This is a genomic window from Amycolatopsis sp. 505, from assembly GCF_031625235.1.
Lineage (GTDB): Bacteria > Actinomycetota > Actinomycetes > Mycobacteriales > Pseudonocardiaceae > Amycolatopsis.
The window spans coordinates 1143865-1169596 of the sequence record NZ_JACKQP010000001.1 but is presented as its reverse complement, the minus strand read 5'-3'; the positions used below and the strand labels follow the sequence as shown (position 1 = coordinate 1169596).

Genomic DNA, 25732 nt, shown 5'->3' with positions numbered 1-25732 from the left:
TGCGAGGATTCCTCCCGTGCAGTTGAACCCGTGGGCCTTGACCGGCATCGTGCTGGTCGCCGTGGTGACGCCCTACCTCGGTCACCGCTCCTCGCGGTCGGCGACGAGCACGCACGACTTCCTGGTCGCGCGGCGCACCGTGCGGTCCCGCCGCAACGCCGCCGCGATCTCCGGCGAGTACCTCTCCGCGGCTTCGTTCCTCGGCATCGCCGGAATCGTGCTGAAGGACGGCGCCGACGCGTTGTGGTTCCCGATCGGGTTCACAGCGGGGTACCTGGCGCTGATGCTGTTCGTGGCCGCGCCCCTGCGCCGCTCGGGGGCCTACACGCTGCCCGACTTCGTCGAAATGCGGCTCGGTTCGCAGGGCCTGCGCCGGTTCTCCACGGCGTTCGTCGTGTTCATCGGCGTCCTCTACATGGTCCCGCAGCTGCAGGGCGCCGGGCTGACGCTGGCGACGATCCTCCCGGTGCCGGTGTGGTCGGGCGCCATCGCGGTGATGGTCCTCGTGGCGTTCAACGTGATCTCCGGCGGCATGCGGGCGATCACCGTGGTGCAGGCACTGCAGTACTGGATCAAGCTGTTCGCCATCTCGGTGCCCGCGTTCGTGCTCTGCATGGTGTTCTTCACCGGCGGCAGCCCGGACGGGTTCCGCCCGCTCGGCGCGCCCGCCCCGCCGGTGTTCGTCACCGACACCACGGTCGACGTGCAGACCGACGTCACGCTGCACGTCACGTCGGACACCTACCTCTACGCCTACGGCCGCACCGACAACGGCCCGGCCGCCGGGCCGACGCACTGGACACCGCTGGCGCCCCACACGGTTTCCGAGGGCACCAAGCTGAAGTTCATGGCCGGCACCCCGGTCCCGGTGGTCAGCGACGCGAGCGCGGACAACGCGGACTGGCTGCACCCGGGCTCCGGCAGCCTCACCGACCTGCTCCAGACGTACTCGCTGATGTTCGCGACCTTCCTCGGCACCATGGGCCTGCCGCACGTGCTGGTCCGCTTCTACACCAACCCCGACGGCAAGGCCGCGCGCCGCACGACCGTGCACGTCCTGCTGCTGCTGGGCCTGTTCTACCTGTTCCCGACGCTGCTGGGCGCGCTGTCGCGGATGTACGTCCCCGAACTGCTGGTGACCGGCCAGGCGGACGCGGCGATCCTGCAGCTGCCCTCGGCGATCCTGCCGGGCGTCGGCGGCCAGATCCTCGGCGCGGTCACCGCGGCCGGCGCCTTCTCGGCGTTCCTGTCCAGCACGTCCGGGCTGCTGGTGAGCGTCGCCGGCGTCGTGTCGACCGACCTGCTGCCCGGCCGGGTGCGGGACTTCCGCGTGGCGGCCGCGCTGGTCGCGCTGTGCCCGATCGCGCTGGCGGTCGTGCTGCGGCCGGAGGACATCTCGCTGTCGATCGGGCTGACGTTCGCGCTCGCCGCGTCGACCTTCAGCCCGCTGCTGGTGCTGGGCATCTGGTGGCGCAAGCTGTCCTGGCCGGGCGCGCTGGCCGGGATGTTCGTCGGCGGCGGCCTGGTGCTGGCCGCGCTGGTGGTCAACGTCGTGAGCGGCTACACCGGCGGCTGGGCGCCCTGGTTCGTCAACCAGCCCGCGCTGATCACCGTCCCGGTCGCCTTCGTGACGACCTACCTGGTCAGCCGCGTCACCGGCTACGGCCGTCCGGAGCACGTCCACGACATCATGCTGCGGCTGCACGCGCCGGACCCGCTCGGCTTCATGCGGGACCGGGCCGTCGCCCGGTTCGGCCAGGCCGAGGAGAAGGCCCGGGTCACCGGCCGCGGCCGGCACCGCAAATAACCCGTGTCGACCCCCCAATCACGCGTGTCGACCTCCTGATCACGCGTGTCGACCCTTCAATCACGCGTGATGCCCGGTTCGGTCCGGCCGGTGTCGTGACCTCACGCGCGGGCAACGCCTGCGCATGGCAGCATGGGAATCGTGGTGAGCCCTGCTGAACTGCCGACCGCCGAGGTCCGCGATCTGCCCCAAGACGGCCTCGTGCTGCTCGACGTCCGCGAAGACGACGAGTGGGCCGCCGGGCACGCGCCCGGCGCGGTGCACATCCCGATGGGGGAGCTGCCCGCCCGCGTCGGTGAACTGGCCGATCTGCCCGATGACCAGCCGATCCACGTGATCTGCCGCAGCGGCGGCCGGTCCGCGCGGGCGGCGGCCTGGCTGAACCAGAGCGGCTGGGACGCGGTGAACGTCGCCGGCGGCATGGGCGCGTGGCAGCGCGAAGGCCGTCCGATGGTCGGCGAGCACCCCGGCATCGAACCCGAAGTGATCTAGCCTTGCACCCGGGGCAGCCTCCCGCCGGGCAGCCGTACCCGCCCGGGTACTGGCCGCGTCAGGTGCCGCCGCCGTCCGCCCAGCAGCTGCAGGGCCGGACGCTGGCCGCCCAGCCGGAGCCGTACCCCTACCACCGCCGTCCGGCGCACCGGCCGAAGCTGCGCTGGGTGGCGACCCCGCCGCCCGGTGCGTGGCCGCGCCGCCGCGTCGTCGCGCCCGAGCCGTACCTCGGCCCGCCGTCGTACCCGGTCCCGCCGCGCTGGGGGTTCCCGAACCTGGTCTGGCGGCGCCCGACGACGGTCCCCGGCACGGCCTCCGACGAGATCCGCCCGATCGACCGGGTGCCGGTGCTCAGCCGCAGCCTGGTCGTCGTCCTGTTCGCGTTCGCGGTGCTCGCGCTGGCCGCCGCGAGTGCGGAAATCTGGCGGTACGTGCTGCTCGTCCAGGGCCGCGAATCCGCGCTGTCCCGCTCGGTGGTGGCCTTCTCCGACGGCTTCGTGCTCACCGCCGGCCTGCTCGCCTCGATCCTCGCGCTGCTGCCCGCCGGGCTGTCGCTCTGGTGGCTGCTGGTCGCCCGCCAGGCGGCGGCGGACGTGTCGGGTGACGCCCCGCCGCGGCCGGTGTGGCAGGTGCTGGTCGGCGTCCTCGTCCCGGTGGCGAACCTGCCGCTGGCGCTGTCGGTCGTCGGCGAGCTGGAACACGCGGTGCTGGGCCGCTCGCGGGACGCCCGGCCGAAGCCGTCGCGCCAGGTGCTCGGCTGGTGGGGCGTCTGGCTGCTGAACTGGATCCTGCTCGGCGTGTCGATCGCCTGGCGCTTCCGCGACGACGTGCAGTCGATGGCCGACAGCGTCGTCCTGGTCGCGCTGACCGACCTTTCGGCGGCCGCGCTGGCGGTGATGACGGCCTTGGTGGTGCGGCGGTTCTCCGCGCTGCTGGCGCCGTCGGAGGCCCTGGCCGTGCGCGAGCTGCGCGTGCTGAAGGTGCGGGGTGCGCCCGAGCCGGAGCTGCGGTCTTCGCGGCCGGCCGGCGCCGCTCGTTAGTAGCGGCCGTAGGCCGGTTCCAGCCGGTCGAAGGCCTGTTCCGCGATCGGCCAGAGCTCGCCGACGATCGCCTTTTCGTTCTCGAGGGTCCGGTCGAAGACCTCCTGGAAGAGCACGCGCAGGACGGTGGCGAGGTGCGCCGCGGCGAGCGTCGGCTCAAGGTCTTCCTCGGGGTGCCGCCGGACGAGCAGGTCGGCGAGCGCCGTCTCGCGCTCGCGGTGCATCTCGTGCAGCGCGTTCGTCAAGATCGGGCTGTCTTTGATCATCCGCACGAAGCCGGGGCCGGAGAAGCCGACCAGCGCGTGTTCGGCACCCAGCGCTTCGAAGTAGAGCTCGCGCGTGTCGTGGAAGACGCTGTCGCGGATCAGGGCGGCGGGCCAGGACACGAAGTCGGCGCGGATGTCGAAGACCAGGTCTTCCTTGCGCGGGAAGTGGTTCGTGACGGTCATCTTGGCGACCCGCGCCTCGGCGGCGATGTCCGCGATCGTCACGTCCTCGAAGCCGTTGCGGATGAACAGGCGCGTGGCCACATCCGAGATGGTCTTCCTGGTCTCGTGCTTCTTCCGGTCGCGGAGTCCCTCACTCATGGCTTCACTCTACTGGGTCGAACCCAAGTTTGTGCTTGACCCACTGAGTAGGTCCGACCTAATCTGAGGTCCGACCCAATCAACCGGGGGTGAGCATGACAACGGCGGTACGGCCCGATGCGGCGCTGTGGCGGCTGGGCGGCGTCCTGATCATGGGCGCGGTGCTGTCGATCCTCGACGCGACGATCGTGACGGTCGGGATCGGCTCGATCGCCCGTGACCTGGACAGCCCGCTGACCACGGTGCAGTGGGTGGCGAGCGCGTACCTGCTCGCGGCCTCGATGGCCATCCCGCTGTCCGGCTGGCTGACCGACCGTTTCGGCGGCCGCGCGGTCTGGCTGACGGCGGTCGCGATCTTCACCGCGGGCACACTGCTGTGCGGCTTCGCCTGGTCCGCGCCGGCGCTGGTGGCCTTCCGGGTGGTCCACGGCCTGGGCGGCGGGCTGATGCAGCCGGTCGGGCAGGCGGTGTTCGCCCAGGCGGCGGGTCCGGCCCTGGGCCGGATGATCGGCGTGATCACCCTCCCGGCAACGGTGGCCCCGGTCCTGGGCCCGATGCTCGGCGGCGCCTTGGTGGCGGACTTCGGCTGGCGCTGGATGTTCTTCGCGATCGTCCCGCTGGGCGCGGCCACGTTCCTCTTCGCCCGCCGCCTCCTCCCGGCACCGGCCCCGGACGGCCCGCACGCCCCGTTGGACATCCGCGGCATCGCGTTGCTCTCACCCGGGCTCGGAGCGTTCGTCTACGGCTTGGCCGAGGGAGTGGCGGTGGCTTGGATGGCCGGGGCCGCCCTGCTGCTGGCGTACGGCATCCACGCATCCCGAGCGCCGTCACCGGTGCTGGACCTGGCGTTGTTCCGAAACCGGGGGTTCGCGGTGGCGAGCGCAAGCACGTTCCTGCTGGGAGCGTCGCTGTACAGCTCGATGCTGCTGCTTCCGCTGTACTTCGAGCAGGTCGAGCACGCGAGCGCACTACGGGCGGGCCTGCTCTTGGCACCCCAAGCCCTCGGTTCGGCAGCGGTGATGCTGGCCGGTGGCCGGTTACTGGCCCGCTTCGGCCCCCGCCGCATGATGCTGGCCGGAATCGCCCTGTCCCTCCTGGGAACGCTGGCGTTCACCCGCCTCACCGCGGCCCCGGACAACACCCTGCTGATGGTGTCCCTGCTGATCCGCGGAGCCGGCCTGGGTGCGGCAACGGCCCCGGGCATGACAACGCTGTACGGCTCCCTGCAGCGGTCCCAAATCCCCCGGGCGGCGAGCGCCTTCAACGTGATCAACCGCATCGGCGGCTCCCTGGGCACGGCCCTCCTGGCCGCAATCCTCCACCACGAACTGACAGCCACCCCCGTCCCACCCCAGTCGGCCTACGCCACCACCTTCACGTGGGCACTCGCGCTCACGGCCCTGACCTTGATCCCCGCCCTCTTCTTCCCCCAAAGGACCCCCCGATGACCTTCCGCCTCCTGAGCGTCCACGCCCACCCCGACGACGAGTCCAGCAAGGGCGCAGCCACCCTGGCCCGCTACGCAGCCGAAGGCGTCGACGTCCTGGTCGCCACCTGCACCGGCGGCGAACGCGGCGACGTCCTGAACCCAGCCCTCGACAAGGCCGAGACCTGGGCAAACCTCCCGGCGATCCGCCGCCGCGAGATGGCTGCGGCCGCCGAAATCCTGGGCGTCCGCCACCGCTTCCTCGGCCTGATCGACTCCGGCCTACCCGGCCCCGGCGAGCCACTGCCCGACGACTGTTTCGCGGCCCTCCCCCTATCCGAAGCAGCGACACCACTGGTGGCGTTGATCCGCGAGTTCCGCCCCCACGTGGTGATCACCTACGACGAAACGGGCGGCTACCCCACCCCGACCACATCCGCACCCACGAGGTGACGGTCGAGGCCTTCACCGCAGCCGCCGACCCCACCCGCTATCCCGGCACCGGCGCACCGTGGCGCCCCCAAAAGCTGTACTACCAAGCAACCCTGAGCCGCGCCTGGTTCCAGGCCATCCACGACGCCACCCTCGCCGCCGGCCTCGAGTCGTCCATGTCCGAGGTCCTCAGCGAGCTCCCACCCGACAAATTCCCGGTCACCACCAAAATCCGCTGCGAGGCCCACTTCGCCACCCGAGACCGAGCCCTCCTCGCCCACGAAACCCAAGTGGACCCAGCCCACCCGTTTTTCGCCCACTCACGAGAAATCGAACGCCAGGCCTGGCCCCACGAGGACTACCACCTCGCCCACCCGGCCCCCACCATCCCCCTCGAAACCGACCTCTTCACCGGAGTAACCCCATGAACCCCGTGTCGTCCCCCCAATCACGCGTGATGACCCTCCAATCACGCGTGATGCCTCCCCAATCACGCGAGATCCGCCCCGGACCACGCGCCACCCGGACCAGCCACCCCCATCAAGCGGTAACCCGGAGCTCCCGCAACCCCCGAATCACGAACTCCGGCCGCCGCGGCGGCGTCCCGACCAACCGCAACCCCGGCAACTTCTCCGTCAGCGCACTCAGCGCAGCGGCGATCTCCACCCGAGCGAGAGGAGCACCCACGCAGTAGTGGATCCCGAGGCCGAACCCGAGGTGGGCGTTCGGCGTCCGGCCGATGTCCAGGCGGTCCGGCTCGTCGAACACCTCCGGGTCGCGGGCCGCAGCACCCAGCAGCGCGCCGATCTTCTCGCCGCGGGACACGACATACCCGCCGATCGACACGTCCTCGGTCGCCGTCCGCTCGAACAGCTGCAGGGGCGCGTCGAACCGGATCAGCTCCTCGACGCACGAATCCAGAAGGGCAGGTGAGGCCAGCAGGCGCTCCCACTGGTCCCGGTGGGTGAGCAGGGCCGTGATGCCGTTGCCGAGCACGTTGACCGTCGCCTCGTGGCCGGCCATCAGCAGCAGGACCGCGGTGGCCACCAGCTCGTCGGGCGTCAGCTCGCTGCGCAACAGGTCGCTGATGATGTCGTCGCCCAAAGCGTCCGCGCGGGCCGAAGCCACCGAACGGACGTACGAGACGAACTCGGCCGCCGCACGCTCGGCCGCGTCGCGTCCCTCCTCGGGGAGGTCGTACTCGTACATCTTCACGATGGCGTTGGACAGCTGGACCATCCTCGGCCCGTCGGTGCCGGGGACGCCCAGCAGCTCGGCGATCACCGCGACCGGCAGTGGCTGGGCGAGGTGCTCCAGCAGGTCGGCACTGCCGTCGGCGGCGATGGCGGCGGCCAGGTCGTCGACCATGCGGGCGGCGAGCTCGGCGACCATCGGGCGCAGCCGTTGCACGTGGCCGCGGCCGAACGCGCCCGCGATCAGGCGCCGGAGCCGCGTGTGGGCCGGCGGCTCGTTCTCCAGGAGCGAGTTGCGGTGCAGCAGGTTGAACGAGGCGAACCGCTCGAGCGGCTGGGCGTCCTGCCAGATCCGGCCCAGGCCGCGGTGGCGCAGCACGGCCGACGACGCGGCGTGCGACACCGCGATGGCGAGGCCGAGCCCTTCGTGGAAATGGACTTCGCCCTGCGCTCGCAGCGAAGCGAACGCCGGGTACGGGTCTTCGAGGAACGCGGGATCGCGGGGGTCGAACACGTCGCGAGACTAACCCTTCGATAGCGTCTGAAGCCGAGCCAGAGGAGGCAGCAGTGGGCAAGGGCGCGCGCAAGAAGGGTCCCAAGCAGGCGTCGGACCGCAAGCCGAAGGTGCGCGACGTCTTCGTCGGCCAGCCGTTCGAAGGGCTGGCGGCGGAGCCCGAGCTGATCGCGCTGCGCGAGTTCGTGCCGTCCGCGACGGCCCAGCTCACCCTCGCCGACGGTGGTGACGTCACCCTCGGGACCGTGCTGCCCATGGCGGCCGCCGCGTTCGTCCGCTCGGACGGCCGGCGCTACCTCGGCCTGCAGGTGCAGACCCGCTCGTCCGACATCAGCCGGGACCTCGGCCGCTCGCTGAAGTGGCTGCTGGACGCCAAGGAGGGTGACGTCCTCGGCGTGCCGGACACCACCACCCCGCCCGCGGCCGACGAGCACGCCCGGCTGCAGGACCTGCTGGCGCCGGGTGCCGAACTCGACGTCACGCTGCACACGGACTTCGGCTGGTGGCTGCCCGAGGACGCCGACGCGACCGGTGACGTCGCCGTGTCGCTCGAGCGCGCGAACGCGGCGATCATGCCCACCGAACGGCTCGGCTCGGGTGCCTACTGGGTCCTCGCCGGCGAGAAGGCGCACCTGCGCTGGGTCCGGCCGGAGCCGGAGAACCTGCTGCTCCAGGCCCTCGCCCGGCTGTCCGCGGCCGGCGAGCTCGGCCTCGGCGAGGGCTCGCGCTACGCGGGCTCGTTCCGGGCGCACGGCCTGCTCGTCCCGGTCTGGGACCTCGACCCCGAGGCCCACGCCCGCGAGTGGGCCGAGGCCAAGGACGCCCTGGGCGCCCGGCTCGAGACGGCGTTGAAGTCGCTCGACGACGAGCCGCTGAACGCGGCCGAGCGGCGGGCGCGCGACGGCCTCGTCGGCCGGCAGCTGACCCTGCGCTGACCGTCGTCGGCAGGTGCCGGACCATCGGTACGAACCGGTGGTCCTCCACCCTTCGGTGAGCGTTCAACCAGGCACTATGTGGCGGAAGAGACACCGCCGGTGCAGCGCGCCGGTGGGACGATTCTCTGCGTGATACTTCACATCTGCGGGGCGGCCGACTGGGCCGAAGTGGGGGAAGACGGCGAGTATCGGGATCCGTCCCTGGACGAAGTCGGGTTCATCCACTGTTCCGACTTCGGCACGGTGAACCTGCCGGCCAACATCCGGTTCCGGGGCCGGACCGATCTGGTGCTGCTCGAAATCGACCCGGCGAAGGTCGACGCGCCGGTCCGCTGGGAGGACGGGCTGCCGCCGCACCCGGAGGGGATCTGGTTCCCGCACGTCTACGGCCCGATCCCGCGCGCGGCGGTCGTCGGCGTGCACGAATTCCGAGAGTCCGAGGGCGGCGGTTTCCGCCTGCCCGACTCGCTCGCCCACCGCTGACGTGGGCAGATCATCGCCCGGCCGACCCAGAAGGAATTCGGCCGGGAACGCGGGCAACCTGAGGGGGCTGTGATGCGTGTTGGGGAGGAAAGCGACTCGGCTTCTGGCTACCCGACCCCGATGGGAGGCGATACGGTGACCGCTGCGGCACCCGTCTTCACCGGGGGAGATACCTGGGTGACCAGCGCAGGCCGAGGGAGGGCCGCGACGTTGGCTGGCGAGTTCGTCGACTTCGGCGATTTCGTGCAGGCGACTCTGCCCGGCTTGCTGCGGTACGGCCACGCGCTCACCGGGAACCCGCACGACGCGGCGGACCTGGTGCAGACCGTGCTGGAGAAGATCGGCTCGCGCTGGACGTACGTCCACGAGAAGACCGGCGACCCGCTGGCCTACGTCCGCCGGTCGATGGCGAACGCGCACGTGAGCCGCTGGCGGCGGACGCGCCGGGAGAACCTCGTCGCGGACCTGCCGGACACCAGCCCGCACGTGCCGTCCGACCCGTTCGAGCACGAGCCGCTGTGGCGTGCGTTACGGACGCTGCCGCCGAGGCAACGGGCCGTCATGGTCCTGCGTTATTACGAAGGTCTCTCGGAAGCGGAGATCGCCGGCGCCCTCGGGGTCACCCAGGGCACCGTCAAGAGCCAGGCCAGCAAGGCGATCGCGTCGCTGCGGATGAAGCTGAAGTCGGTCGACGGCGAAGGCGAAGGGAGTGGTGCGGGTTGAACATCTCCGAGGACGAACTGGAGCAGCGCCTGCGCGCCCTGTTCGCCGACGAGCGGCTGGACCTGCCTCCGCCGCCGGACGCCGGGACGGTCATCGTCACCGGGGCGCGACGGCGTCGCCGTCGCCGGCACGTCGTGCAGGCCGTGGCCGGGGTTGCGGCCGCCGTGGTCGCCGTCTCGGGCGGGCTGACCATGATCCGGTTCCACGCCGAGGACGGCACCGCGGTGATGTCCGCCGACGGCACCGGAACCAGCGGCAAGCCGCCGGAGAACCTCACGGCGGGCCGGTCGCCGGAGCCGTCGCCGCCCGGGCCGACCGGCACCCAGAGCATCCAGGCTTCCGCGCCGCCGGGCGCGTCGACGTCGCGGCCGCCGCGGCCGCCGTCGACCCCGCGGCCGTCCACGCTCCCCGGTGTGGCCACCGGGCCGCTGCTCGCGGCCGATGGTTTCGGCCAGCTCAAGCTCGGCATGTCCGAGGCCGACGTGACGGCGCTGGCCGTGACGCTCAGCGACCCGCAGGCCGGCGCGAGCTGCACCGTCTACAAGGCACAGGGCAGCGGGGTGCCGGTGGCCGCGAGCGTCGTCATTTCGAAGGCGGCCGGGCTGGTCGTCGTGACCCCGGACGTGGCCGCGCACACCGCCGAAGGCATCGGCGCCGGCGCCACCAAGGACCAGATCCTCGCCGCCTACCCGGCGGCCAAGGAGGAGTCCGGCGACGTCGTCGCCCCGGCCGGCACCGCCGCCGAATACCGCTTCCGGCTCGGCGAGACCGGAGTCGTGCAGACGAGCCTTTCGAGCCGCGCCCAGGACTGCGCCGGCTGAGGGCCGGGCGCATGCGGAAACCCGGGCTGTCCACAGGGGGAGAGCCCGGGTTTTCGCGTTTAGTCGGTTACAGCGCCCCGCCGGCCACCGGCGGCATCTGCGAGTCGGCGCCGCCGTCGCCGACGGACTCGCGGTGCAGGTGGTTTTCGACCTCGAACAGGTTGCCGTTCGCGCGCTTGACGACGTTGAGCAGCGTGTTCATCTGCGAGATCTCTTCGACCTGCTCCTTGAGGAACCACTGCATGAACTGCTCGCTGATGTAGTCCTCTTCGGCGCGCGCGGCCTTCGCCATCGCGGAGATGTCGACGGCGACCTCCTTCTCCTGCTCGAGCGCGAGCTCGATGAGCTCGGTGACGCCGGAGAAGTCGTTGCGCACCTCCCCGGTGCCGGGGATCTCGACGTGGTGGTCGCGGTCGAGCATGTACTGCACGAGCGCCATCGCGTGGTTGCGCTCCTCGACGGACTGCTTGTAGAAGTGCTTCGCCAGCTGCGGGAGGTCCTCGGCGTCGAACCACACCGCGAGCGCGATGTACTGCTGGGACGCGTTGAACTCGTTGTGGATCTGCGCCTGCAGCAGTTCGTAGAACTTCGAGCGCGGCTCTTTCTTCTTGGTGAGGGCCATGCAGACCAGAATAGATCAAGATTGGCGGGAATTCCACTCGGGACTGGTGATCTGGCCCCTATTAGGGTTACCATTCCTAAAGAAGACTTGCCTAATTTAAGTAAGCCTTCCCTAAAAGCTGTGGCAATTTAGGGAAGGCTTCCCATCACAGCGGATCGCGCCGGACCGGGCAGGACATGCACCGCGGCCCGCCCCGGCCGGAGCCCAGTTCGGAGCCCGCGATCGGCAGCACCTCGATGCCGGCCGCCTCCAGCCGTTCGTTCGTCTCGACATTGCGCTCGTAGCCGACGACGACACCCGGCGCCAGGGCGAGCGTGTTGTTGCCGTCGTCCCATTGCTCGCGTTCGGCCGTCACGGGGTCGAGGCCGGTGTCGATGACGCGCAGCCGGTCGATTTCCATCGCTTCGGCCGCGGCCACCAGGAACGGCGCCGGGCCGGCCACCTTCACCCCGCCGTCGCCGGTCGGGCGCAGCGTGAACGCCGTCAGCGAGTCGCGGGCCAGCGGGTACATCACCACCGCGTCCGCGTCGACCATCGTGCACACCGTGTCCAGGTGCATGGTCGCGCGGGACTGCTCGATCGGCACCGCCAGCACGGTGTGCGCGATGCCGTCGGCGAACACCGACCGGGCCAGGGACTCCGCGCCGGCCGCCGTCGTCCGCTCACCGACGCCGATGGCGAGCACGCCCGGGGCCAGCAGCATCACGTCGCCGCCTTCGATGGGCGCCGAATGGGCGCCGTACGCGCGGGCGGCGTGGCGGAACTGCGGGTGGTAGGCGTAGATCAGGTCGAGCACCGCCGTCTCGCGGCGGCGCGCGGGCATGTTCAGGGACGAAATCGCCACCCGGTCGGCGATCCACACCGACGAGTCGCGGGTGAACAGCAGGTTCGGCAGCGGGTCGACGGCGAAGTCGTGCGGGTGGTTCATCATCCGCACCAGCGACGCGCCTTCCGCGGACGGCAGCTCCTCAAACGTCATCCCGGCCATCAGCACCTCGGCGAGCCCGGCCGCGTCGACGCCCGAGAGGTGCGAACGCAGCGAGTCGGCCAGGTCGCCGCCGAGCCGCCGGTCGTCGACCGCCGCGTGCACGCCCGCCGCGTGCGCCCGGTCGTCTTCCAGGGCCGTCCGCAGGGCGTCGGCCAGCAGCAGGACGTCCACCCCGCGGCCGCGCAGCACCTCGGCGAACGCGTCGTGCTCGTCCTGGGCCCGGTCGACCCACGGGATCGAGTCGAACAGGAGCTGGTCGTTGTTGCGGGGCGTCAGCCTTTTGAGCTCGTTGCCGGGCCGGTGCAGCAGCACCGCGCGCAGGGGTCCGACTTCGCTGTCCACCCGGGGAGGTGCCGTTTCGTCGATCACCCCCCAGATCCTAGTCAGGGGAGCCAGGAAACGTGCCCCTTGAGCAGCGAGTATCCGACGAACGACACGAAGTCGAACAGCGTGTGGGCGGCGACCAGCGGCCACAGCCGGTTGGTCTTCTGCCACAGCCGTCCGAACACCAGCCCCATGATCAGGTTCCCGACGAATCCGCCGAAGCCCTGGTACAGGTGGTACGACCCGCGCAGCACGGCGGCGCCGAACACCGCGGTGTTCTCCCGGACGCCGAGCTGCCGCAGCCGCGTCAACAGATAGCCGATGACCAGGACCTCCTCGGCGAAGGCGTTGCCGAACGCCGAGAGCGTCAGCGAGATCGGCCGCCACCACGTATCGCCCAAAGTGGACGGTTGCACGGCCAGGCTGAACCCGAGGTGGTACGAGATGAAGTACAGCGCCAGCCCCGGGATGCCGATCAGCGCGGCGAGCACGACGGTCAGCAGCGCGTCCCGGCCCGGTGCCCGCCGGTCCAGGCCGATCTGCGCGACCTTGACGCCCGCGCGCCACAGCAGGTACAGCCCGAGCGCGCCCCAGCCGACCAGCTGCGCCGCCGACAGCAGCTGCTTGAGCAGGTCGATCAGGCTCGCCGCGGCCTGCGGCACGTTCAGCTGGGTCTGCTGCTGGGCCAGCGGCACCGGCTGCAGCAGCGAGTCCACAAGGGACAGCAGGCTGCGCACGCCGGACATGCCGAGCGTGATCCCGAAGACGATCAGCAGCTCGAGCTTGATCGCGCGGCGCTCGCGCGGGTCGTCGACCGGTTCCGGGAACGACGGCCGGGCCGGGGCCAGCCACGATCGCGCGGTGAACGTCATGGACGCACGCTACCTTCGGGGTATGCCGAGGAGCATCGCCACCAACGAAACCGTCGACCGCGCCGCGCTGGTCGAGTTCCTGTCGACCCGCCACCGCGCCATCCTGCTGACCACGAAGGCCGACGGCGGCCCGCAACTCTCGCCGGTGACCTGCGGCGTCGACGCCCAGGGCAGGCTGGTCGTCTCGACTTACCCGAAGCGCGCGAAGGTCGTGAACGTCAAGCGCAACCCGAGGGTTTCGGCCTGCATCCTGTCCGACGAGTGGAACGACCAGTGGGTGCAGCTGAACGGCACCGCCGAGGTGCTGGACATCCCGGATTCGGTCGAGCCGCTCGTCGAGTACTTCCGCGCCATTTCCGGCGAACACCCGGACTGGGACGAATACCGCGAGGCCATGGTCAAGCAGGGCAAGAGCATCATCCGCGTGACGATCGAGAGCTGGGGGCCGATCGCGAAGGGCGGGTTCCCGGCCGAACTAGCCTGACCGCCCGCGCAGGAACGGGCAGCCGACCAGCCGGCGCAGCTCCGACGCGAGCTGCGCCGGGCTGTCGACGGACTTCGAGAACGCCAGCCGCACGTCGTGGTCGCCGCTGTCGGACTCGACGCGCAGCCGCAGCCCGAACCGGTCGAGCCCGAGCGGGCGGATCCGGCCGCCGCGCAGCGAGGCCGGCAGGTGCTTCGCCAGCTGCTCGACGACGTCGGAGTGGTCGCTCTCCAGGTGCCGCAGCCACTGGGCCTCGTAGTCGTGGAACGGGTCGGGCGGCGCGGCGCTGAACATGTGCGGGCGCAGCGAGTGCGTGCCCTCGGCGTCGGCGAGCACGAGCGACGCCGGGGTGAGCCGCAGCAGCGTGACGCCGTGGCCGACGTCGAGGAGCCGTTCGTCCGGCCGCGTCTCGGCGATCGCCACCGCCCGCGCGCGGGCCGAAACCGGCGAGAGCGGCCGCAGCCAGCCGGTGATCCACAGCAGCCCGCGGATCGGTTCCCGCAGGTCGACCGGGGCCTGGTCGGCGAGCTCGACCATCACGGCCAGCTCCCCGCGCTGAGTCTGCTTCGCCGCGCCGACCATCGGGTGGTCGTCGGGCAGCAGCACGCTGACGCTGCCGCTGTGGTGCACGTGGTGCAGCACCGGCACGACCCGCCGGCCGTCGAGGTCCGTGCGATCGCAGGTCGGCAGCAACGACGCGGGGCCGTTGCGGGTCGCGATCGTCTTGGCGCGCTCGGCGGGGTTCGGCGCCGGCGGGCGGCGGACGGTTGTGGGTGCCTCGGTCACGGCTCACCTCCTACTTAGGTGAGCCTAACCTGAATTTCACGGTCTGGGTAGTCGTGGCGCTCACGTCCCACCCGTTGATCGGCACATCCGGTAACGCCGGTGCCCACTTTGCCGAAAAGCGGTTAACAACCCGACCCCGTGGGGGTTCCGCGTGCCGATCGTCCCGGTCCCCGAGCGCGTCCGCGCGTTCGAACTCGACCCCGCCATGCCGTCCGGGGCCCTCCCGATCTTCGGCGAGTACCTCGACCGCCTCGGCCGCGACACCGCGAACCAGCGGCTCGTGGCCGCGTTCTTCGTGGTGTTCGGGTTCGCCCAGTTCTTCGCCGGCGCCGGAGTGGCGCTGCCGGTCGGCACGTTCGCGCTGGCCGGCGCGATCGAGGCGTGGTGGCTCCACCGCGCGCACGCCCACCTGCCCGAGACGCGGTTGAAGCGGGAAGCGTTCCGGCAGGTGGACATCGCCGCCGGCGGCCTGGTCGCGGCCGGCCGGACGGTCGGCGTGCGCCTCCCGGACGGCCGGTGGCTGCGCGTCCGGCTCGACGAAGCCCACCGGTTGCTGGTCGCCGGGCACCGCCGGATCTGGCTGCTGGGCCGCGGCCCGAAGGTGTTCGTCGGCTTCTCCGGCGTGGTGCGGGTCCGCAGCGCCCGGATCCACGACACCCCGCCGCCGGGTGCCGTACCGGTCCCGCAACCGGCCGGGTCCCGCTCGCCGAGGCTCGACCCCGTGCTGGCCGCGCACCGCCGCCAGCTGGCCCGCGACCTGCGCACGACGGCGGCGTTCCTGCTGGTGCTGGCCGGGTTCGCGGTCTGGGTCGCACTCGACTTCCCGGTGGTGGGGTGGCTCGCGTGGCCGTGCGGCGCCGGCGCGCTCCTGGGCGCCCTCGCGGCCGTGTGGCGAGCGATCACCTACCGCAGGCCCCTCCCGGCGGACCATTGGACGGAGCTGCGCGCGGTCCTCGACGGCCCGGTCCGCATGACCCGCCACGGCGCGGCGAGGCTGAGCGGCCTGACCATGCTGGCCGACGGCCGCGTGGTCCGCTTCCGCCTCCCCAAGGTCGACCCTTCGATGGCGGCGAACATCGCGGCGACGGGCCGCCTCTGGATCGCGGGCGCCCCCCACCCGGGCGCGGCCAAGACGGGCCTCCCGGGCTACCCGGTACTGGGCACGGTCTGGCTCGGCTGAGCAGGCGTCCGATCGCGGCGGGGCAGCAGCAACGGCGTCGCCAGCACCAGCACCCCGGCGATCCCGATGGCCCAGCGTGGCCCGGTCAGACCGGCGAGCAGGCCCCACAGCGCGGTCAACGTGGCGATCGACGCCTTCGTGCTGATCGACCACGCCGAGAGCGTCCGCGCGATGCGGTCCGCCGGGAGCTGCTCGAGCCGGTAGGTCGCGAGCACCGGGTTGAAGACGCTGCAGCTGACGATCAGGCCGAGTTCGACGACCATTACGTAGCCGAGCCCGCCGGTGCCCGCCGGGATGAACGCCAGGGCGAGCAGCCAGCACGCCCTGATCGCGCCGGACGTCACCAGGACCGGGTGGCGCCCGAACTTCGCGACGAGCCGCGGGGTCAGCCGCGAACCGGCGAGCCCGCCGAGGCACGGTACGGCGAACGCGAGCCCGTACTGCCACGGCGGGAACCCCAGCTGGTTGAGCATCAGCACGGCGAGCAGCGGCTCGGTGCCCATGACCAGGCCGTTGAACACCATCGCGTTGAACAGCAGCGGCCGCAGTCCCCGATGCGCCAGCAGGAAGCGCCAGCCGTCGGCGAGGTCGCGCGGGCGCAGCCGGGCGGCGGTGCGCGGGCGCGGTTCGTCCCCGCCGATCGCGCGGATCCCGAGCGCGGAGAGCAGGAAGCTGACGGCGTTGGCGACCACCGACGTCACCGGCCCGAACAGCGCGAACGCCGCCCCGCCCAACGGCGGCCCGAGCGCGGTGGCGGTCCAGTTCGTCGCCTCGAACCGGCCGTTCGCGACGAGCAGGTCTTCGGGCGGCACCAGGCCCTTGAGGAAGGCCCCGCTCGCGGAGGTGAAGGTGATGTCCGCCGCGGCGACGACCACCGAGACGGCCAGCAGCTGCCCGAAGCTCAGCACGCCGAGGCCATAGGCGGCCGGAACGCTGACCAGCGCGCCGAACCGCACGAGGTCCATGGCCACCATCACCGGCCGCTTCCGCCGGCGGTCGACCCACGGCCCCAGCGGAACGGCGACGAGCGCCCCGACGGCCGGCCCGACCGCGGCCAGCGCCGAGACGGCCGCGGGCCCGGCGTGCAGGACGAGGATCGCGAGCATGGGGAAGGCGCCGAAGCCGAGCCACGTCCCGAAGGCGCTCACCGCGTAGGCCGACCAGAGCCACCTGAACCGCGGTCCCAGCGACCGCCCGCGCATCACGTCGGAGATCAAAGCGGGAACGGTCGCGCGCGGCAAACAACCGACGCGGCGGCGAGCCACAACGCCGCGTTGTGAATCTAGAGTCGGGCGTCGTGGACCTCGACGCCGTGCGCACCTTCGTCGCTGTGGTGGAGGCGGGCCGGTTCCAGGACGCCGCCACCGACCTGTCGATCACGCAGCAGGCCGTCTCGAAACGCATCGCCGCGCTGGAGAAGTCGCTCGGGGCGCGGCTGTTCACGCGCACTGCGCGCGGCGCCGTGCTCACCGGCGATGGAACGGCCTTCTTACCGCACGCCCGCGAGCTCCTGGCGGCCGAGCTGCGCGCGCTGGCGTCGGTGCGCACCGGCCCGCTCCGCGTCGACGTCATCGGCAGGCGGCTGTGCCCGGCCACGTTGCTGCGCGGGTTCCACCAGGCACACCCCGACGTAGCGCTCGAGGTCGCGACGCTCTTCGACACCGCGATCGCGGCGCTCCTGGACGGCTCGATCGACGCGTCGTTCCGCGCGGTCGTCACGCTGCCCGCGGACCTCGACGCCCAGTGGGTGCTCGACGAGCCGATCCAGCTGATGTGCGGCCCCGCGCACCCGCTGGCGAACGCGGCTTCGGTGACTCCGGCGGAGCTGGCCGGGCACCGGATCCGGCTCCCCGGCGTGGTGCCCGGGACGGAGTGGGGCGCCTACTACACCGAGTTCGCGGCCGCGTTCGGCCTGTGGATCGACGCCGCCGGGCCCAACTTCGGCATCGAGGTGGTGCTGGACACGCTCGCGGAGTCGGCGGAGGTGGCGACGTTGCTCGGCGCGGGAAGCCGGGTGCTGTGGCCGCCGGCGCACGACCTGCGGCGCGTGCCGATCGAAGGTCCCGTGCCGGTGTACCCGCATTCGCTGGTGTGGCGGCGGGGTAACGCGCACCCCGGGCTCACGGCGCTTCGGCGTCACCTCGCGAAGAGCGAGCGCGTCGCCGGCGCGTGGCGGCCGGGCTGGGCCGCCTAACCCAGCGACTTCCGCGTCGCCTGCTCGGTCTCCAGCACGCCCTGGCGGATGCCTTCCAGCTGGTCGCTCAGCTCGCGCACCGCGCCGGTGTCCACGGTGACGTCCGACGTCGCCGCCGTCAGTTCCGCCACTCGGGCCACCAGGCTGTCCAGGCCGAGTGCGCCCGATTGCAGCTGGGCCAGCAGCTTGTCCCGGGCGCCGGACAGCCGCGCGTGCACGTCCGCCTGGGCCTGGACCGCCGTCAGCGCCTGCTCGAGGTCGCCGCGGACCTCTTCGCGGGCCGACGTCAGCGACTGCTCCAGCCGGCGCCGCTCGCGCCTGACCGCGTCGAGGTCGACGCGGGACAGCGCCTGGCCCGTCGCCGACGCGCGGCCGGCCAGGCGCCTCAGCGTCGACAGCGTCTCCTGGACCGCCGGCTCCATGTCCGCCACGCGGTCGGCGAGCGGACCGGATTCGAGCGAGCCGCTCAGCGAGGCGAAGCCCTCCGCCGCGGCCGACGCCCGGTGCAGCCAGTTCTCCTCGGCCGAGCCGGGCGCCACGTCCAGCACCCGGGCTTCCCGCGGTGGCGGCTCCTTCTCGCGGGTTGCCACCGCCACGCCCGCCCGCGCGGCGAGCACCGCCACCCCGACCCCGAGGGCGGCGACGACCGGCAGCTGCACGGCCCAGGCCACGCCGGCCGACGTGGCGGCGAGCAGCAGCCCCCACGGTTCGGCGAGCTCACGGGCGAACTTCATGTCAGAAATTGGAGATCACGGAGGTGAACACCTGGTTGATCGAGTCCGGTTTGGACGAATCGTACTCCGAACCCGCGGTCGCCTCGGCGATCTGCTTCAGCACGTCCTGGTCGGCGTCCGAGCCGTAGGCGATGGTGAACAACCGGACCGACTCCGCGTTGGCCTCCGGCCGCAGCTGCGGCACCAAGTGTTCGAGGTCGATGCCGCCGGAGTCCTCGTTGCGGCCGTCGGTCAGCACCACGACCGCGTTGATCGCCGCCGGGTCCAGGTGGGCCTTCATGTACTCGTACGCGGCCAGCGACGAGTCGTACAACCCCGTGCCGGACTGGGGAGTCAGCCCGCTCAGCCGCATGGCCAGGGTCTCCTTGCCGCTCGTCCCGAGCGCCTGGACCGGGAGCAGCTCCTGGTAGTCCTTGTCGCCGTCGAGGTGGGTCGAGAACTGCCAGAGCCCGACCTGGTCGCGCGGCACGAACTGGCCGAGCGAGTCGATCGCGGCCTGCTTCGCCAGGTCGATCTTGCTCTTGCCGGTGCCCCTCACCTCGTCGCCCATCGAGCCCGAGACGTCCACGACGAGCAGCACGTTCGCCTTCTTCCGCAGGTCGGTCCAGGACGCCAGCAGCTTCGACAGCACCGACGGCGACGGCGGCCGCAGGAAGCTGATCTTCGCGTCCGGCTGGACGCCGTTGGCTGGCGTCGCCTGCGGGCCCGGCTTGCCCTCGAAGGACCGGAAGCCGAGCGCGGCGAACTTCGCCTGCGTCTCGGCGAGGCGCAGGTAGCCGAGGAAGTCCGCGGCGACCTGCTTGCGCACCGGGTCCGCCCAGTTCAACGTGACGAACGGGTGGTCGGAGTTGAGCGTCCCGTCACCCGGGTAGATCGCCACCAGCGGCACCTTCGGCGGCCCGTGCTGCCCGACCTTGGCCGGGTCGTTCGTCGGGTTGCCCTGGTTGTAGCCGATCAGCGAGTTCTCCTCGACGGTCACCGCCGAGATGTACGACAGCGCCGCGCCCTTGTCGTCGGCCTTCTGCAGGTTGGTCAGGAAGGTGAGCGTGGTGTCGCCGTAGTGCACGATCGCCTGCTCGATGTTCGTGACGAACTGCTTCGCGTCCGGCTTCTCGAGCGCGGCCGCGGTGAGGTCGGACGACGTGCCGGTGGCGGCGTAGTAGGCACCGATCGTCGCGTTCAGCCCGGACGTCGAGATGTTCGGGTTCGTCTTGCCCAACCGGAACTTGCCCCACTCCGGGTGGCCGTACTTCGCCCAGCCCGCCGGGTCGGTGGCCAGGCCGGCGAGGTCCTTCCAGCCGATCGCCTTGCCGGGCCAGCCGAGCGCCTCGGCCATCGGCTTCGGCATCGCGACGACCAGCGGCGCGTTCGCGATCGACGGCGGATCACCGTCCGGCACGAGCGAACCGGTGTCGCCCTTCGCGTTGACTCGCAGCAGGTTGACCCAGCCGCTCGCGGCCGGTGTCCAGACGTCCGGGCGCGGCCCGTCGACGGCTTCGTTCCAGCCGTTCGCCAGCGCCTGCATCGCGACGCCGGACGACTTCGATTTCACGACGACGTCGACGCAGTGCCCGGCGACCGTCCGTCCGGAGTAGGCCTTCGCGGCCTCTTGGACGATTCCGGCCTTTTCCGGTGACGAAGCGACGTTGAGCGCGATCGCGTCCGCGCCCGAGCACTTCGGCGCGTCGGCCTCGTCGCTCGAATCGCTGGTCCAGTAGCGGATTCCGATGATCAAGGCGATCGCGACCACGATCGCGGCCAGGAACGGGAGAACTTTTCTCTTTCGACGTGCTGGCTGGGAATTGATCATCGAAACCTCCCCGTTCCGCCACCCGGATTTCCATTATCCGGCCGGCGGAACGGGGAGGGGACGGTATTTCCGAATCTTGACTATGACTTAGGGCCGCGGCGCGACCACGTCCAGGCGTAGCCGGGGTCTTCGGACGCCTCGGCCGCTTCGCCGAGCTCCAGCGGCGCGAACGTGTCGACCATGACCGCCGTCTCGTCGAAGAACTCCGCGCCGATCGACGCCTCCGCCGCACCGGGCTGCGGGCCGTGCGTGAAACCGGACGGGTGCAGCGAGAGCGAGCCGATGCCGATCCCCGAGCCCTTCCGGGCCTCGTAGTTGCCGCGCACGTAGAACATCAGCTCGTCGGAGTCGACGTTCGCGTGGTTGTACGGCACCGGGATCGCGCCCTCGTGGTAGTCGACCTTCCGCGGGCAGAAGGAGCAGACGACGAAGTTCGGGCCCTCGAACGTCTGGTGCACGGGCGGCGGCTGGTGGACGCGGCCGGTGATCGGCTCGAAGTCGTCGATGTTGAACACCCACGGGTAGAGGCAGCCGTCCCAGCCGACGACGTCGAACGGGTGCGTCGCGTAGGTGTAGCGGGTCAGCCCGGCGCGGTGCCGCACGAGCACCTCGACGTCCTCGCCGTCCTCCAGCAGCGGCTCCTCCGGCCCGCGGATGTCGCGCTCGCAGTACGGCGAGTGCTCCAGGAACTGTCCCTTCGCGGACAGGTAGCGCTTCGGCGGCCCGATGTGGCCGCGCGCCTCGAGGGTGAAGAGGTTGACCTCGCCGTCGGGGACGACCCGGTAGGTGCACGACGTCGGGATCACGACGTAGTCGCCGTCGCCGACCTCGAGGCGGCCGTAGATGGTCTCGAAGGTCGCCGAGCCGCCGTGGACGTAGAAGAGCTCGTCGCCGGCCGCATTGCGGTACAGCGGGCTGGGCGCGGTCGCGGTGACGAACCCGATGGTGACGTCGTTGTTGCCGAACAGCCGCCGCCGGTCGGTCACCGCGTCGGCCTCGCCGCCGAACTTGAGGTCCCGGGTCTGGAACGACCGCGGCTTGAGCGGGTGGTTCGGGGTGAGCGACCCGCGGTCCTCCGCGACCGCGACGGCGTCGACGATCGCCGTCGGCAGGCCGCGGTGGTAGAGCAGCGCGGAGTCGGCGGAGAAGCCCTCGACGCCCATCAGCTCCTCGGCGTAGAGCCCGCCGTCCGGCTTCCGGAACGCGGTGTGCCGCTTGTGCGGGATCTCGCCTACTCGCCGGTAGTAAGGCATCGACGTCCCCTTCTGACGTGTTCGTTGTGCGAACGATTTTGTCCTGATGTCGTACGCTACTAGCGTGTCAGTCGTGTCAAGCGCTGTGGAACTCACGCCCCCCGGCCCCCGTGGAATTCCTCCCCTGTTCGCGAGGCTCGTCGACGACTCGGCGCTGTTCCCTCCGGGCGATGCGGCCATGCCCGAAGCACTCCGTGCGCACTTCGCCAGCCGGGGCTCCGAACACGCCGGTGTCCTGGGGGTTTTCCTCTGCCAGGCGTCGCGGCTGCCCGAGCTCATCACCGAGCTGATCAAGATCAAGCCGAAGCAGCCGCTGCCGCTTTCGCTGATCATCGACACCGGCCTGGGCGGGGTCCCGAAGGCCATCTCGATCGTCGAATCGCGCAGTGAGCTGCTCGCGCTGCGGATGGTCGAGATGCCCGCGCCGTCGGACGTCGACGAGGTGTGGCTCGAGCGCGTCTCGGAGTTCGTCCCCGAGGACGTCATCCGGGTGGTCGAGCCGCGGCGCGGCGTCGGCTGGCTCGACGGCGTCCGGAAGGTGATCGAGCACGGCAGCTGGCCGAAGATCCGCTGCGGCGGGCAGGCGGGCGAGAACTTCCCCAGCGTCGACGAGGTGGCCGACTTCCTCGCCGTCGTCAGCGGGTCCACCGGGGCGTCGTTCAAGGCGACGAACAGCCTGCACCGCGCGGTCCGGCACACCGACCCGGACACCGGGTTCGTGCACCACGGCTTCCTGAACCTGCTCGTGGCCTCCGCGCGCAGCCTCGCCGGCGGCGACGTCCGGGGCGCGCTGGAGTCGACCGACGCCCAGGCGCTGGCCGAGGAGGCCCGTGCGCTGTCCGAGCCGGCCGCGAAGGCCGTGCGGGCGCTCTTCGCGTCCTACGCGGCGGCGTCGTTCGAGGAGCCGGTCGCGGACCTGGGCGAACTCGGCTTGCTGTGACCAGCCGGGAGGGGTCGCTGACGCTGGACCGGGGCTTGGCGCTGCTGCAGGCAGTCGCCGACGCCGGTGGCGACGCGGCGACCATCTCCGAGCTGGCGGTGGCCATCGGGGCCAGCCGCGCGGCCGTCTACCGGCTGCTCGTGCCGCTGTCGGAGCGCGGGCTGGTCTGGCGCGACGGCACCAAGGTCCGGCTCGGTGTCGGGCTGCTCCGGCTGGCGGGGCAGGTGCTGCCGCAGCTGCGGGACGCGGCCGGCCCGGTGCTGCGCGAGCTGGCCGAGAAGGTCGGCGCGACCGCGCACCTGTCGGTCGCGCAGGGACCGCAAGCGCTTGCGGTGGCCGTCGTCGAGCCGTCCTGGACCAACTTCCACGTCGCCTACCGGGTGGGCAGCCGGCACTCGCTGACCGCCGGCGCGGCCGGCAAGGCGATGAGCCTGCGGCCGGGCGGCGACGGCTGGGTGACGTCGACGGGCGAGCTCGAAGCGGGCGCGTCCGGCGTCGCGGCGCCGGTGCGCGGGGTGCCGGGCCTGCGGGCGAGCGTCGGCGTCGTCTCGATGGAGCCGCTGAAGGCGGCCGAAGTGGGCCCGCAGGTCGTCGCGGCCGCCACCCGGCTCGCCGAAATCCTCAAGACGGACGGCTGAGCAGCGGCCGGACCATCGTCAGCAGCAGGGCGACGTCGACGGTGAACAGCAGGCGCTCGAACAGGCCCAGCGTGACGTCCTGCTGGGCCGGGCCGAGGACGAGCGTCAGGACGAACCCGGCGAGCACCACGCCGACGCTGGCGAAACTCGCCGTGGCCAGGCGCCGGATCGTCGTCCGGCGTGGTTCCCACGGGCAGCGCTCGCGGCCCTTGCGCGTGAGCACGAACGCGGCCGCGGGCAGCGCGACGAACGCCGTCAGGGCGGCGATGTTGTGGACCTGTCCGGCCAGCGAACGCGCCTGGCCGTCCGGGTCGACGGGGACGAGGCCGCAGACCAGCAGCCCGGCCGACCAGACGCCGAGCAGCACGCAGACGGCGGTGGTGCCCGGGCGGTGGGCCTTCGCGATGCCGGCGAGCAGCGCCACCGAGCCGAGGGACAGTGCCAGGCACATGACGCTGAACAGGGGAGCGGCCGAGGACGTGCCGAGCTTGCCGTAGACGTACTCCGACAGCGTCTGCCAGATCGGGCTGACCTGGCCCGACAGCCGCAGGTGCAGGTCGATCGAGATGGCCACGGCGACGCCGATGCCGCCGAACGCGACCCGGCCGTGCAGCGGCGAGACGGCATGCGAGTTCACCTGGTGCTCCCCCTTTCGTTCCCGAAAGGTTACCGGGCGAACCTGTGAGGCAGCCGTCAGAAGGCGAGCTGGACCAGTGCGAACGCGGCGAACCCGGCGAAGGCGAACCCGGCGCAGCGCTGGATCAGCTTCGGCTTGATCCGGCTGCGGATCTTCGCGCCGATGAACACGGCGAGCCCGGCGACCACCACGAGCGCGGTGAAGGCGCCGACGCCGACGGCGAACGGGTTGCCGATGCGGGCAGCGAGGCTGGCCGTCGCGAGCTGCGAGGCGTCGCCCCACTCGGCGGCGAAGAGCACGCCGAACGACGTCATCGCCGAGCGCGTGAAGGACGCCGGGGAGGGGCCGGTGCGCGAAGCGTCTTCGCCCGCTTCGTCCGCTTCGCTGAAGCCCTCGCGCAGGAGCATGAAAGAGCCGAGGCCGAACATCGCGGCGACGACCAGGGAAAGCACGACGTCCGGTAACAGCGTCAACACGCTGCCGAACGCGACCGCTATGACGCATTGCACGGCGAACGCGGCGCACACCCCGGCGAAAACCGGCCAACCGCGGAAACGGGTGGTCAGCACCAGGGTCGCGACGAGCGTCTTGTCCGGCAGTTCCACGGCGAGGACCAGGCCGAACGCGCTGATCAGCGCCACCATAGCGGCAGTCATGAGTATTCTTTCGCCCCTTTCACTGCAACGATAAAGGGGAGGTCAGGAAAGTCGCAAGCTGATGGCGATCGCGAAATTGCTCGATCGGCGGCCATGAATTTGACATCCAGGGCTGTCGCACAATTTTCTTCGGTGTGCCGAATTTTCGGTTGTGGCCTGCGGTAAGTTCACCGGCATGGGGTCACAGTCGCGTGCTGCGCAGGTCGAAGAGGTCATCCGCCGGTCGAAGCGCACTACGTCTTCCCGGACGTCGCCGCGAAGCTCGCGAAGGTGCTTCGCGCGCGTCTCGACGAAGGGGCGTACGCGGACCTCGGCGAGGCGGAATTCGCGACGGCCGTCACAACCGACCTGCAGTCGGTGAACGACGACAAACACCTCCGGCTGCGTCACCACCTCGACCCCGTCGCCGTGGACGGTGCCGCGGAACACGCGTCCGAGCACTTCCGGCGCGCCGGCGAGCTGGAGAACTTCGGGATCGCGGCGGTGCGGCGGCTCGCGGGCAACGTCGGCTACCTCGACACGACCATGCTCTACCCGATCGACCTCGCCGCGCCGTCGGTCTCGGCGGCGATGACGTTGATCGCCTCGGCCGACGCGCTGCTGCTCGACGTCCGGCACAACCGCGGCGGCGACCCGGAGACCAGCGCGTTCCTGCAGAGCTACCTCGTCGACGAGCGCACCCACTACCTCGACTTCTACGAGCGCGACGGCGACCGCGTCACCCAGATGTGGACGCTGCCGTACGTCCCGGGGCCGAAGTTCGGCGGCACCAAGCCGATCTGGGTGCTCACCGGCCCGGTGACGTTCTCCGGCGGGGAGGACCTCGCCTTCTCGCTGCAGCGGCAGGGCCGCGCGAAGACCGTCGGCGAAACGACGCGAGGCGGCGCGCACCCCTGTGATCGCTACAAAGTGGACACCTACCTGGACGTGACCGTGCCGATCGCCCGCTCGTACGACCCGGAGTCGGGGGAGAACTGGGAGGGCGTCGGCGTGGCGCCGAACATCCCGGTCGAGGCGGACAAGGCGTTCGACACCGCGTACGCGCTGGCGCTGCGGCACGTCCTCGAGCTGGGCGACGAGGGGCCGCGGCGGGTCGTGGCCGAAGAGGCGCGGAAGGCCCTCGACCAGCGGTAGGACGTTGGTCCCGCCGGGAACGGGACC

General features: G+C 71.4%; 26 protein-coding genes and 1 pseudogene. 15 read left to right on the top strand and 12 right to left on the bottom strand.

Translation table 11 applies throughout. The features are described from left to right. The first annotated feature begins 16 nt into the window (after nucleotides 1–16). The 3 genes from H5965_RS05680 (at nucleotide 17) to H5965_RS05670 (ending at nucleotide 3339) form a co-directional block, all read left to right on the top strand. Nucleotides 17–1807: a cation acetate symporter gene (locus tag H5965_RS05680; protein ID WP_310968228.1), complete on the top strand. Its 1791-nt coding sequence runs from the start codon at nucleotides 17–19 to the stop codon at nucleotides 1805–1807. A 132-nt stretch (nucleotides 1808–1939) separates the two neighbouring features. Continuing rightward, nucleotides 1940–2299, top strand: a complete 360-nt coding sequence (locus tag H5965_RS05675) for a rhodanese-like domain-containing protein (RefSeq protein ID WP_310968227.1) — start codon at nucleotides 1940–1942, stop codon at nucleotides 2297–2299. A 2-nt stretch (nucleotides 2300–2301) separates the two neighbouring features. Continuing rightward, nucleotides 2302–3339 (top strand): DUF4328 domain-containing protein, encoded by a 1038-nt coding sequence (locus tag H5965_RS05670; RefSeq protein ID WP_310968226.1) that lies wholly within the window; start codon nucleotides 2302–2304, stop codon nucleotides 3337–3339. Here H5965_RS05670 and H5965_RS05665 read toward each other — a convergent pair. After that, entirely contained in the window at nucleotides 3336–3926 is a 591-nt protein-coding gene (locus tag H5965_RS05665; protein ID WP_310968225.1) for a TetR/AcrR family transcriptional regulator, read from the bottom strand. The two genes, H5965_RS05670 and H5965_RS05665, sit on opposite strands and share 4 nt — an antisense overlap. Nucleotides 3927–4021: 95 nt before the next feature. Here H5965_RS05665 and H5965_RS05660 point away from each other — a divergent pair, with 95 nt between their 5' ends. Both H5965_RS05660 and mca read left to right on the top strand, forming a co-directional pair. Next, nucleotides 4022–5374: a DHA2 family efflux MFS transporter permease subunit gene (locus H5965_RS05660; protein WP_310968224.1), complete on the top strand. Its 1353-nt coding sequence runs from the start codon at nucleotides 4022–4024 to the stop codon at nucleotides 5372–5374. Then, nucleotides 5371–6212, top strand: a pseudogene (mca, locus tag H5965_RS05655) (mycothiol conjugate amidase Mca). Before H5965_RS05660 ends, mca begins: the two are co-directional and overlap by 4 nt. 112 nt (nucleotides 6213–6324) lie before the next feature. On the opposite strand, the gene H5965_RS05650 reads toward mca, so the two are convergent. Next, entirely contained in the window at nucleotides 6325–7491 is a 1167-nt protein-coding gene (locus H5965_RS05650; protein WP_310968223.1) for a cytochrome P450, read from the bottom strand. Between the two features lie 53 nt (nucleotides 7492–7544). On the opposite strand from H5965_RS05650, the gene H5965_RS05645 reads away from it, so the two are divergent. From H5965_RS05645 to H5965_RS05630, 4 genes are all read left to right on the top strand, one after another. Continuing rightward, entirely contained in the window at nucleotides 7545–8426 is an 882-nt protein-coding gene (locus H5965_RS05645) for a DUF5926 family protein (protein ID WP_310968222.1), read from the top strand. Between the two features lie 129 nt (nucleotides 8427–8555). Continuing rightward, entirely contained in the window at nucleotides 8556–8909 is a 354-nt protein-coding gene (locus tag H5965_RS05640; RefSeq protein WP_310968221.1) for a DUF952 domain-containing protein, read from the top strand. Nucleotides 8910–9119: 210 nt separating this feature from the next. Continuing rightward, complete coding sequence (locus H5965_RS05635) at nucleotides 9120–9632, top strand: SigE family RNA polymerase sigma factor (RefSeq protein WP_310968220.1); 513 nt, start codon at nucleotides 9120–9122, stop codon at nucleotides 9630–9632. Then, nucleotides 9629–10453, top strand: coding sequence for a hypothetical protein (locus tag H5965_RS05630; RefSeq protein ID WP_310968219.1), 825 nt, complete (start codon nucleotides 9629–9631; stop codon nucleotides 10451–10453). The genes H5965_RS05635 and H5965_RS05630 overlap by 4 nt, the downstream gene beginning before the upstream one ends. Nucleotides 10454–10520: 67 nt before the next feature. Here the strand turns inward: H5965_RS05630 and H5965_RS05625 are convergent, their stop codons facing one another. From H5965_RS05625 to H5965_RS05615, 3 genes are all read right to left on the bottom strand, one after another. Further along, a complete protein-coding gene (locus H5965_RS05625) occupies nucleotides 10521–11075 on the bottom strand; it encodes a ferritin (RefSeq protein ID WP_310968218.1) in 555 nt (184 codons plus the stop codon). 145 nt (nucleotides 11076–11220) lie between these two features. Further along, complete coding sequence (locus H5965_RS05620; RefSeq protein ID WP_206784521.1) at nucleotides 11221–12405, bottom strand: arginine deiminase; 1185 nt, start codon at nucleotides 12403–12405, stop codon at nucleotides 11221–11223. A 41-nt stretch (nucleotides 12406–12446) separates the two neighbouring features. Then, the gene (locus tag H5965_RS05615; protein ID WP_310968217.1) at nucleotides 12447–13259 is read right to left on the bottom strand and encodes a CPBP family intramembrane glutamic endopeptidase; all 813 of its coding nucleotides are present in this window, start codon (nucleotides 13257–13259) and stop codon (nucleotides 12447–12449) included. 22 nt (nucleotides 13260–13281) lie between these two features. On the opposite strand from H5965_RS05615, the gene H5965_RS05610 reads away from it, so the two are divergent. After that, complete coding sequence (locus tag H5965_RS05610) at nucleotides 13282–13743, top strand: PPOX class F420-dependent oxidoreductase (RefSeq protein ID WP_310968216.1); 462 nt, start codon at nucleotides 13282–13284, stop codon at nucleotides 13741–13743. Here the strand turns inward: H5965_RS05610 and H5965_RS05605 are convergent. Then, on the bottom strand, nucleotides 13735–14529 hold the full coding sequence (locus tag H5965_RS05605; RefSeq protein ID WP_310968215.1) for a DUF2470 domain-containing protein: 795 nt from the start codon (nucleotides 14527–14529) through the stop codon (nucleotides 13735–13737). The two genes, H5965_RS05610 and H5965_RS05605, sit on opposite strands and share 9 nt — an antisense overlap. Before the next feature lie 151 nt (nucleotides 14530–14680). On the opposite strand from H5965_RS05605, the gene H5965_RS05600 reads away from it, so the two are divergent. Beyond that, nucleotides 14681–15709: a hypothetical protein gene (locus tag H5965_RS05600; RefSeq protein ID WP_310968214.1), complete on the top strand. Its 1029-nt coding sequence runs from the start codon at nucleotides 14681–14683 to the stop codon at nucleotides 15707–15709. Here the strand turns inward: H5965_RS05600 and H5965_RS05595 are convergent. After that, nucleotides 15676–16914, bottom strand: a complete 1239-nt coding sequence (locus H5965_RS05595) for an MFS transporter (RefSeq protein ID WP_310968510.1) — start codon at nucleotides 16912–16914, stop codon at nucleotides 15676–15678. The genes H5965_RS05600 and H5965_RS05595 overlap by 34 nt on opposite strands. A 92-nt stretch (nucleotides 16915–17006) precedes the next feature. Between H5965_RS05595 and H5965_RS05590 the strand changes: the two genes are divergently transcribed. Then, nucleotides 17007–17903 (top strand): LysR family transcriptional regulator, encoded by an 897-nt coding sequence (locus H5965_RS05590; protein ID WP_310968213.1) that lies wholly within the window; start codon nucleotides 17007–17009, stop codon nucleotides 17901–17903. Here H5965_RS05590 and H5965_RS05585 read toward each other — a convergent pair. From H5965_RS05585 to H5965_RS05575, 3 genes are all read right to left on the bottom strand, one after another. Continuing rightward, nucleotides 17900–18637 (bottom strand): hypothetical protein, encoded by a 738-nt coding sequence (locus H5965_RS05585; RefSeq protein WP_310968212.1) that lies wholly within the window; start codon nucleotides 18635–18637, stop codon nucleotides 17900–17902. The two genes, H5965_RS05590 and H5965_RS05585, sit on opposite strands and share 4 nt — an antisense overlap. A gap of 1 nt (nucleotide 18638) precedes the next feature. Beyond that, nucleotides 18639–20447 carry a substrate-binding and VWA domain-containing protein gene (locus H5965_RS05580; RefSeq protein ID WP_310968211.1) on the bottom strand — a complete coding sequence of 603 codons (1809 nt, stop codon included), beginning with the start codon at nucleotides 20445–20447 and terminating at the stop codon, nucleotides 18639–18641. Between the two features lie 80 nt (nucleotides 20448–20527). Continuing rightward, nucleotides 20528–21700, bottom strand: a complete 1173-nt coding sequence (locus H5965_RS05575; protein ID WP_310968210.1) for a homogentisate 1,2-dioxygenase domain-containing protein — start codon at nucleotides 21698–21700, stop codon at nucleotides 20528–20530. A gap of 85 nt (nucleotides 21701–21785) precedes the next feature. Between H5965_RS05575 and H5965_RS05570 the strand changes: the two genes are divergently transcribed. Beyond that, nucleotides 21786–22640 (top strand): hypothetical protein, encoded by an 855-nt coding sequence (locus H5965_RS05570; protein WP_310968509.1) that lies wholly within the window; start codon nucleotides 21786–21788, stop codon nucleotides 22638–22640. Further along, entirely contained in the window at nucleotides 22637–23278 is a 642-nt protein-coding gene (locus H5965_RS05565) for a helix-turn-helix domain-containing protein (protein ID WP_310968209.1), read from the top strand. The genes H5965_RS05570 and H5965_RS05565 overlap by 4 nt, the downstream gene beginning before the upstream one ends. Here H5965_RS05565 and H5965_RS05560 read toward each other — a convergent pair. After that, entirely contained in the window at nucleotides 23262–23915 is a 654-nt protein-coding gene (locus H5965_RS05560) for a DUF998 domain-containing protein (RefSeq protein ID WP_310968208.1), read from the bottom strand. The two genes, H5965_RS05565 and H5965_RS05560, sit on opposite strands and share 17 nt — an antisense overlap. Nucleotides 23916–23971: 56 nt before the next feature. After that, nucleotides 23972–24559 carry a TMEM165/GDT1 family protein gene (locus H5965_RS05555; RefSeq protein ID WP_310968508.1) on the bottom strand — a complete coding sequence of 196 codons (588 nt, stop codon included), beginning with the start codon at nucleotides 24557–24559 and terminating at the stop codon, nucleotides 23972–23974. 282 nt (nucleotides 24560–24841) lie between these two features. Between H5965_RS05555 and H5965_RS05550 the strand changes: the two genes are divergently transcribed. Beyond that, nucleotides 24842–25705 carry a S41 family peptidase gene (locus H5965_RS05550; RefSeq protein ID WP_310968207.1) on the top strand — a complete coding sequence of 288 codons (864 nt, stop codon included), beginning with the start codon at nucleotides 24842–24844 and terminating at the stop codon, nucleotides 25703–25705. Nucleotides 25706–25732: the final 27 nt, after the last annotated feature.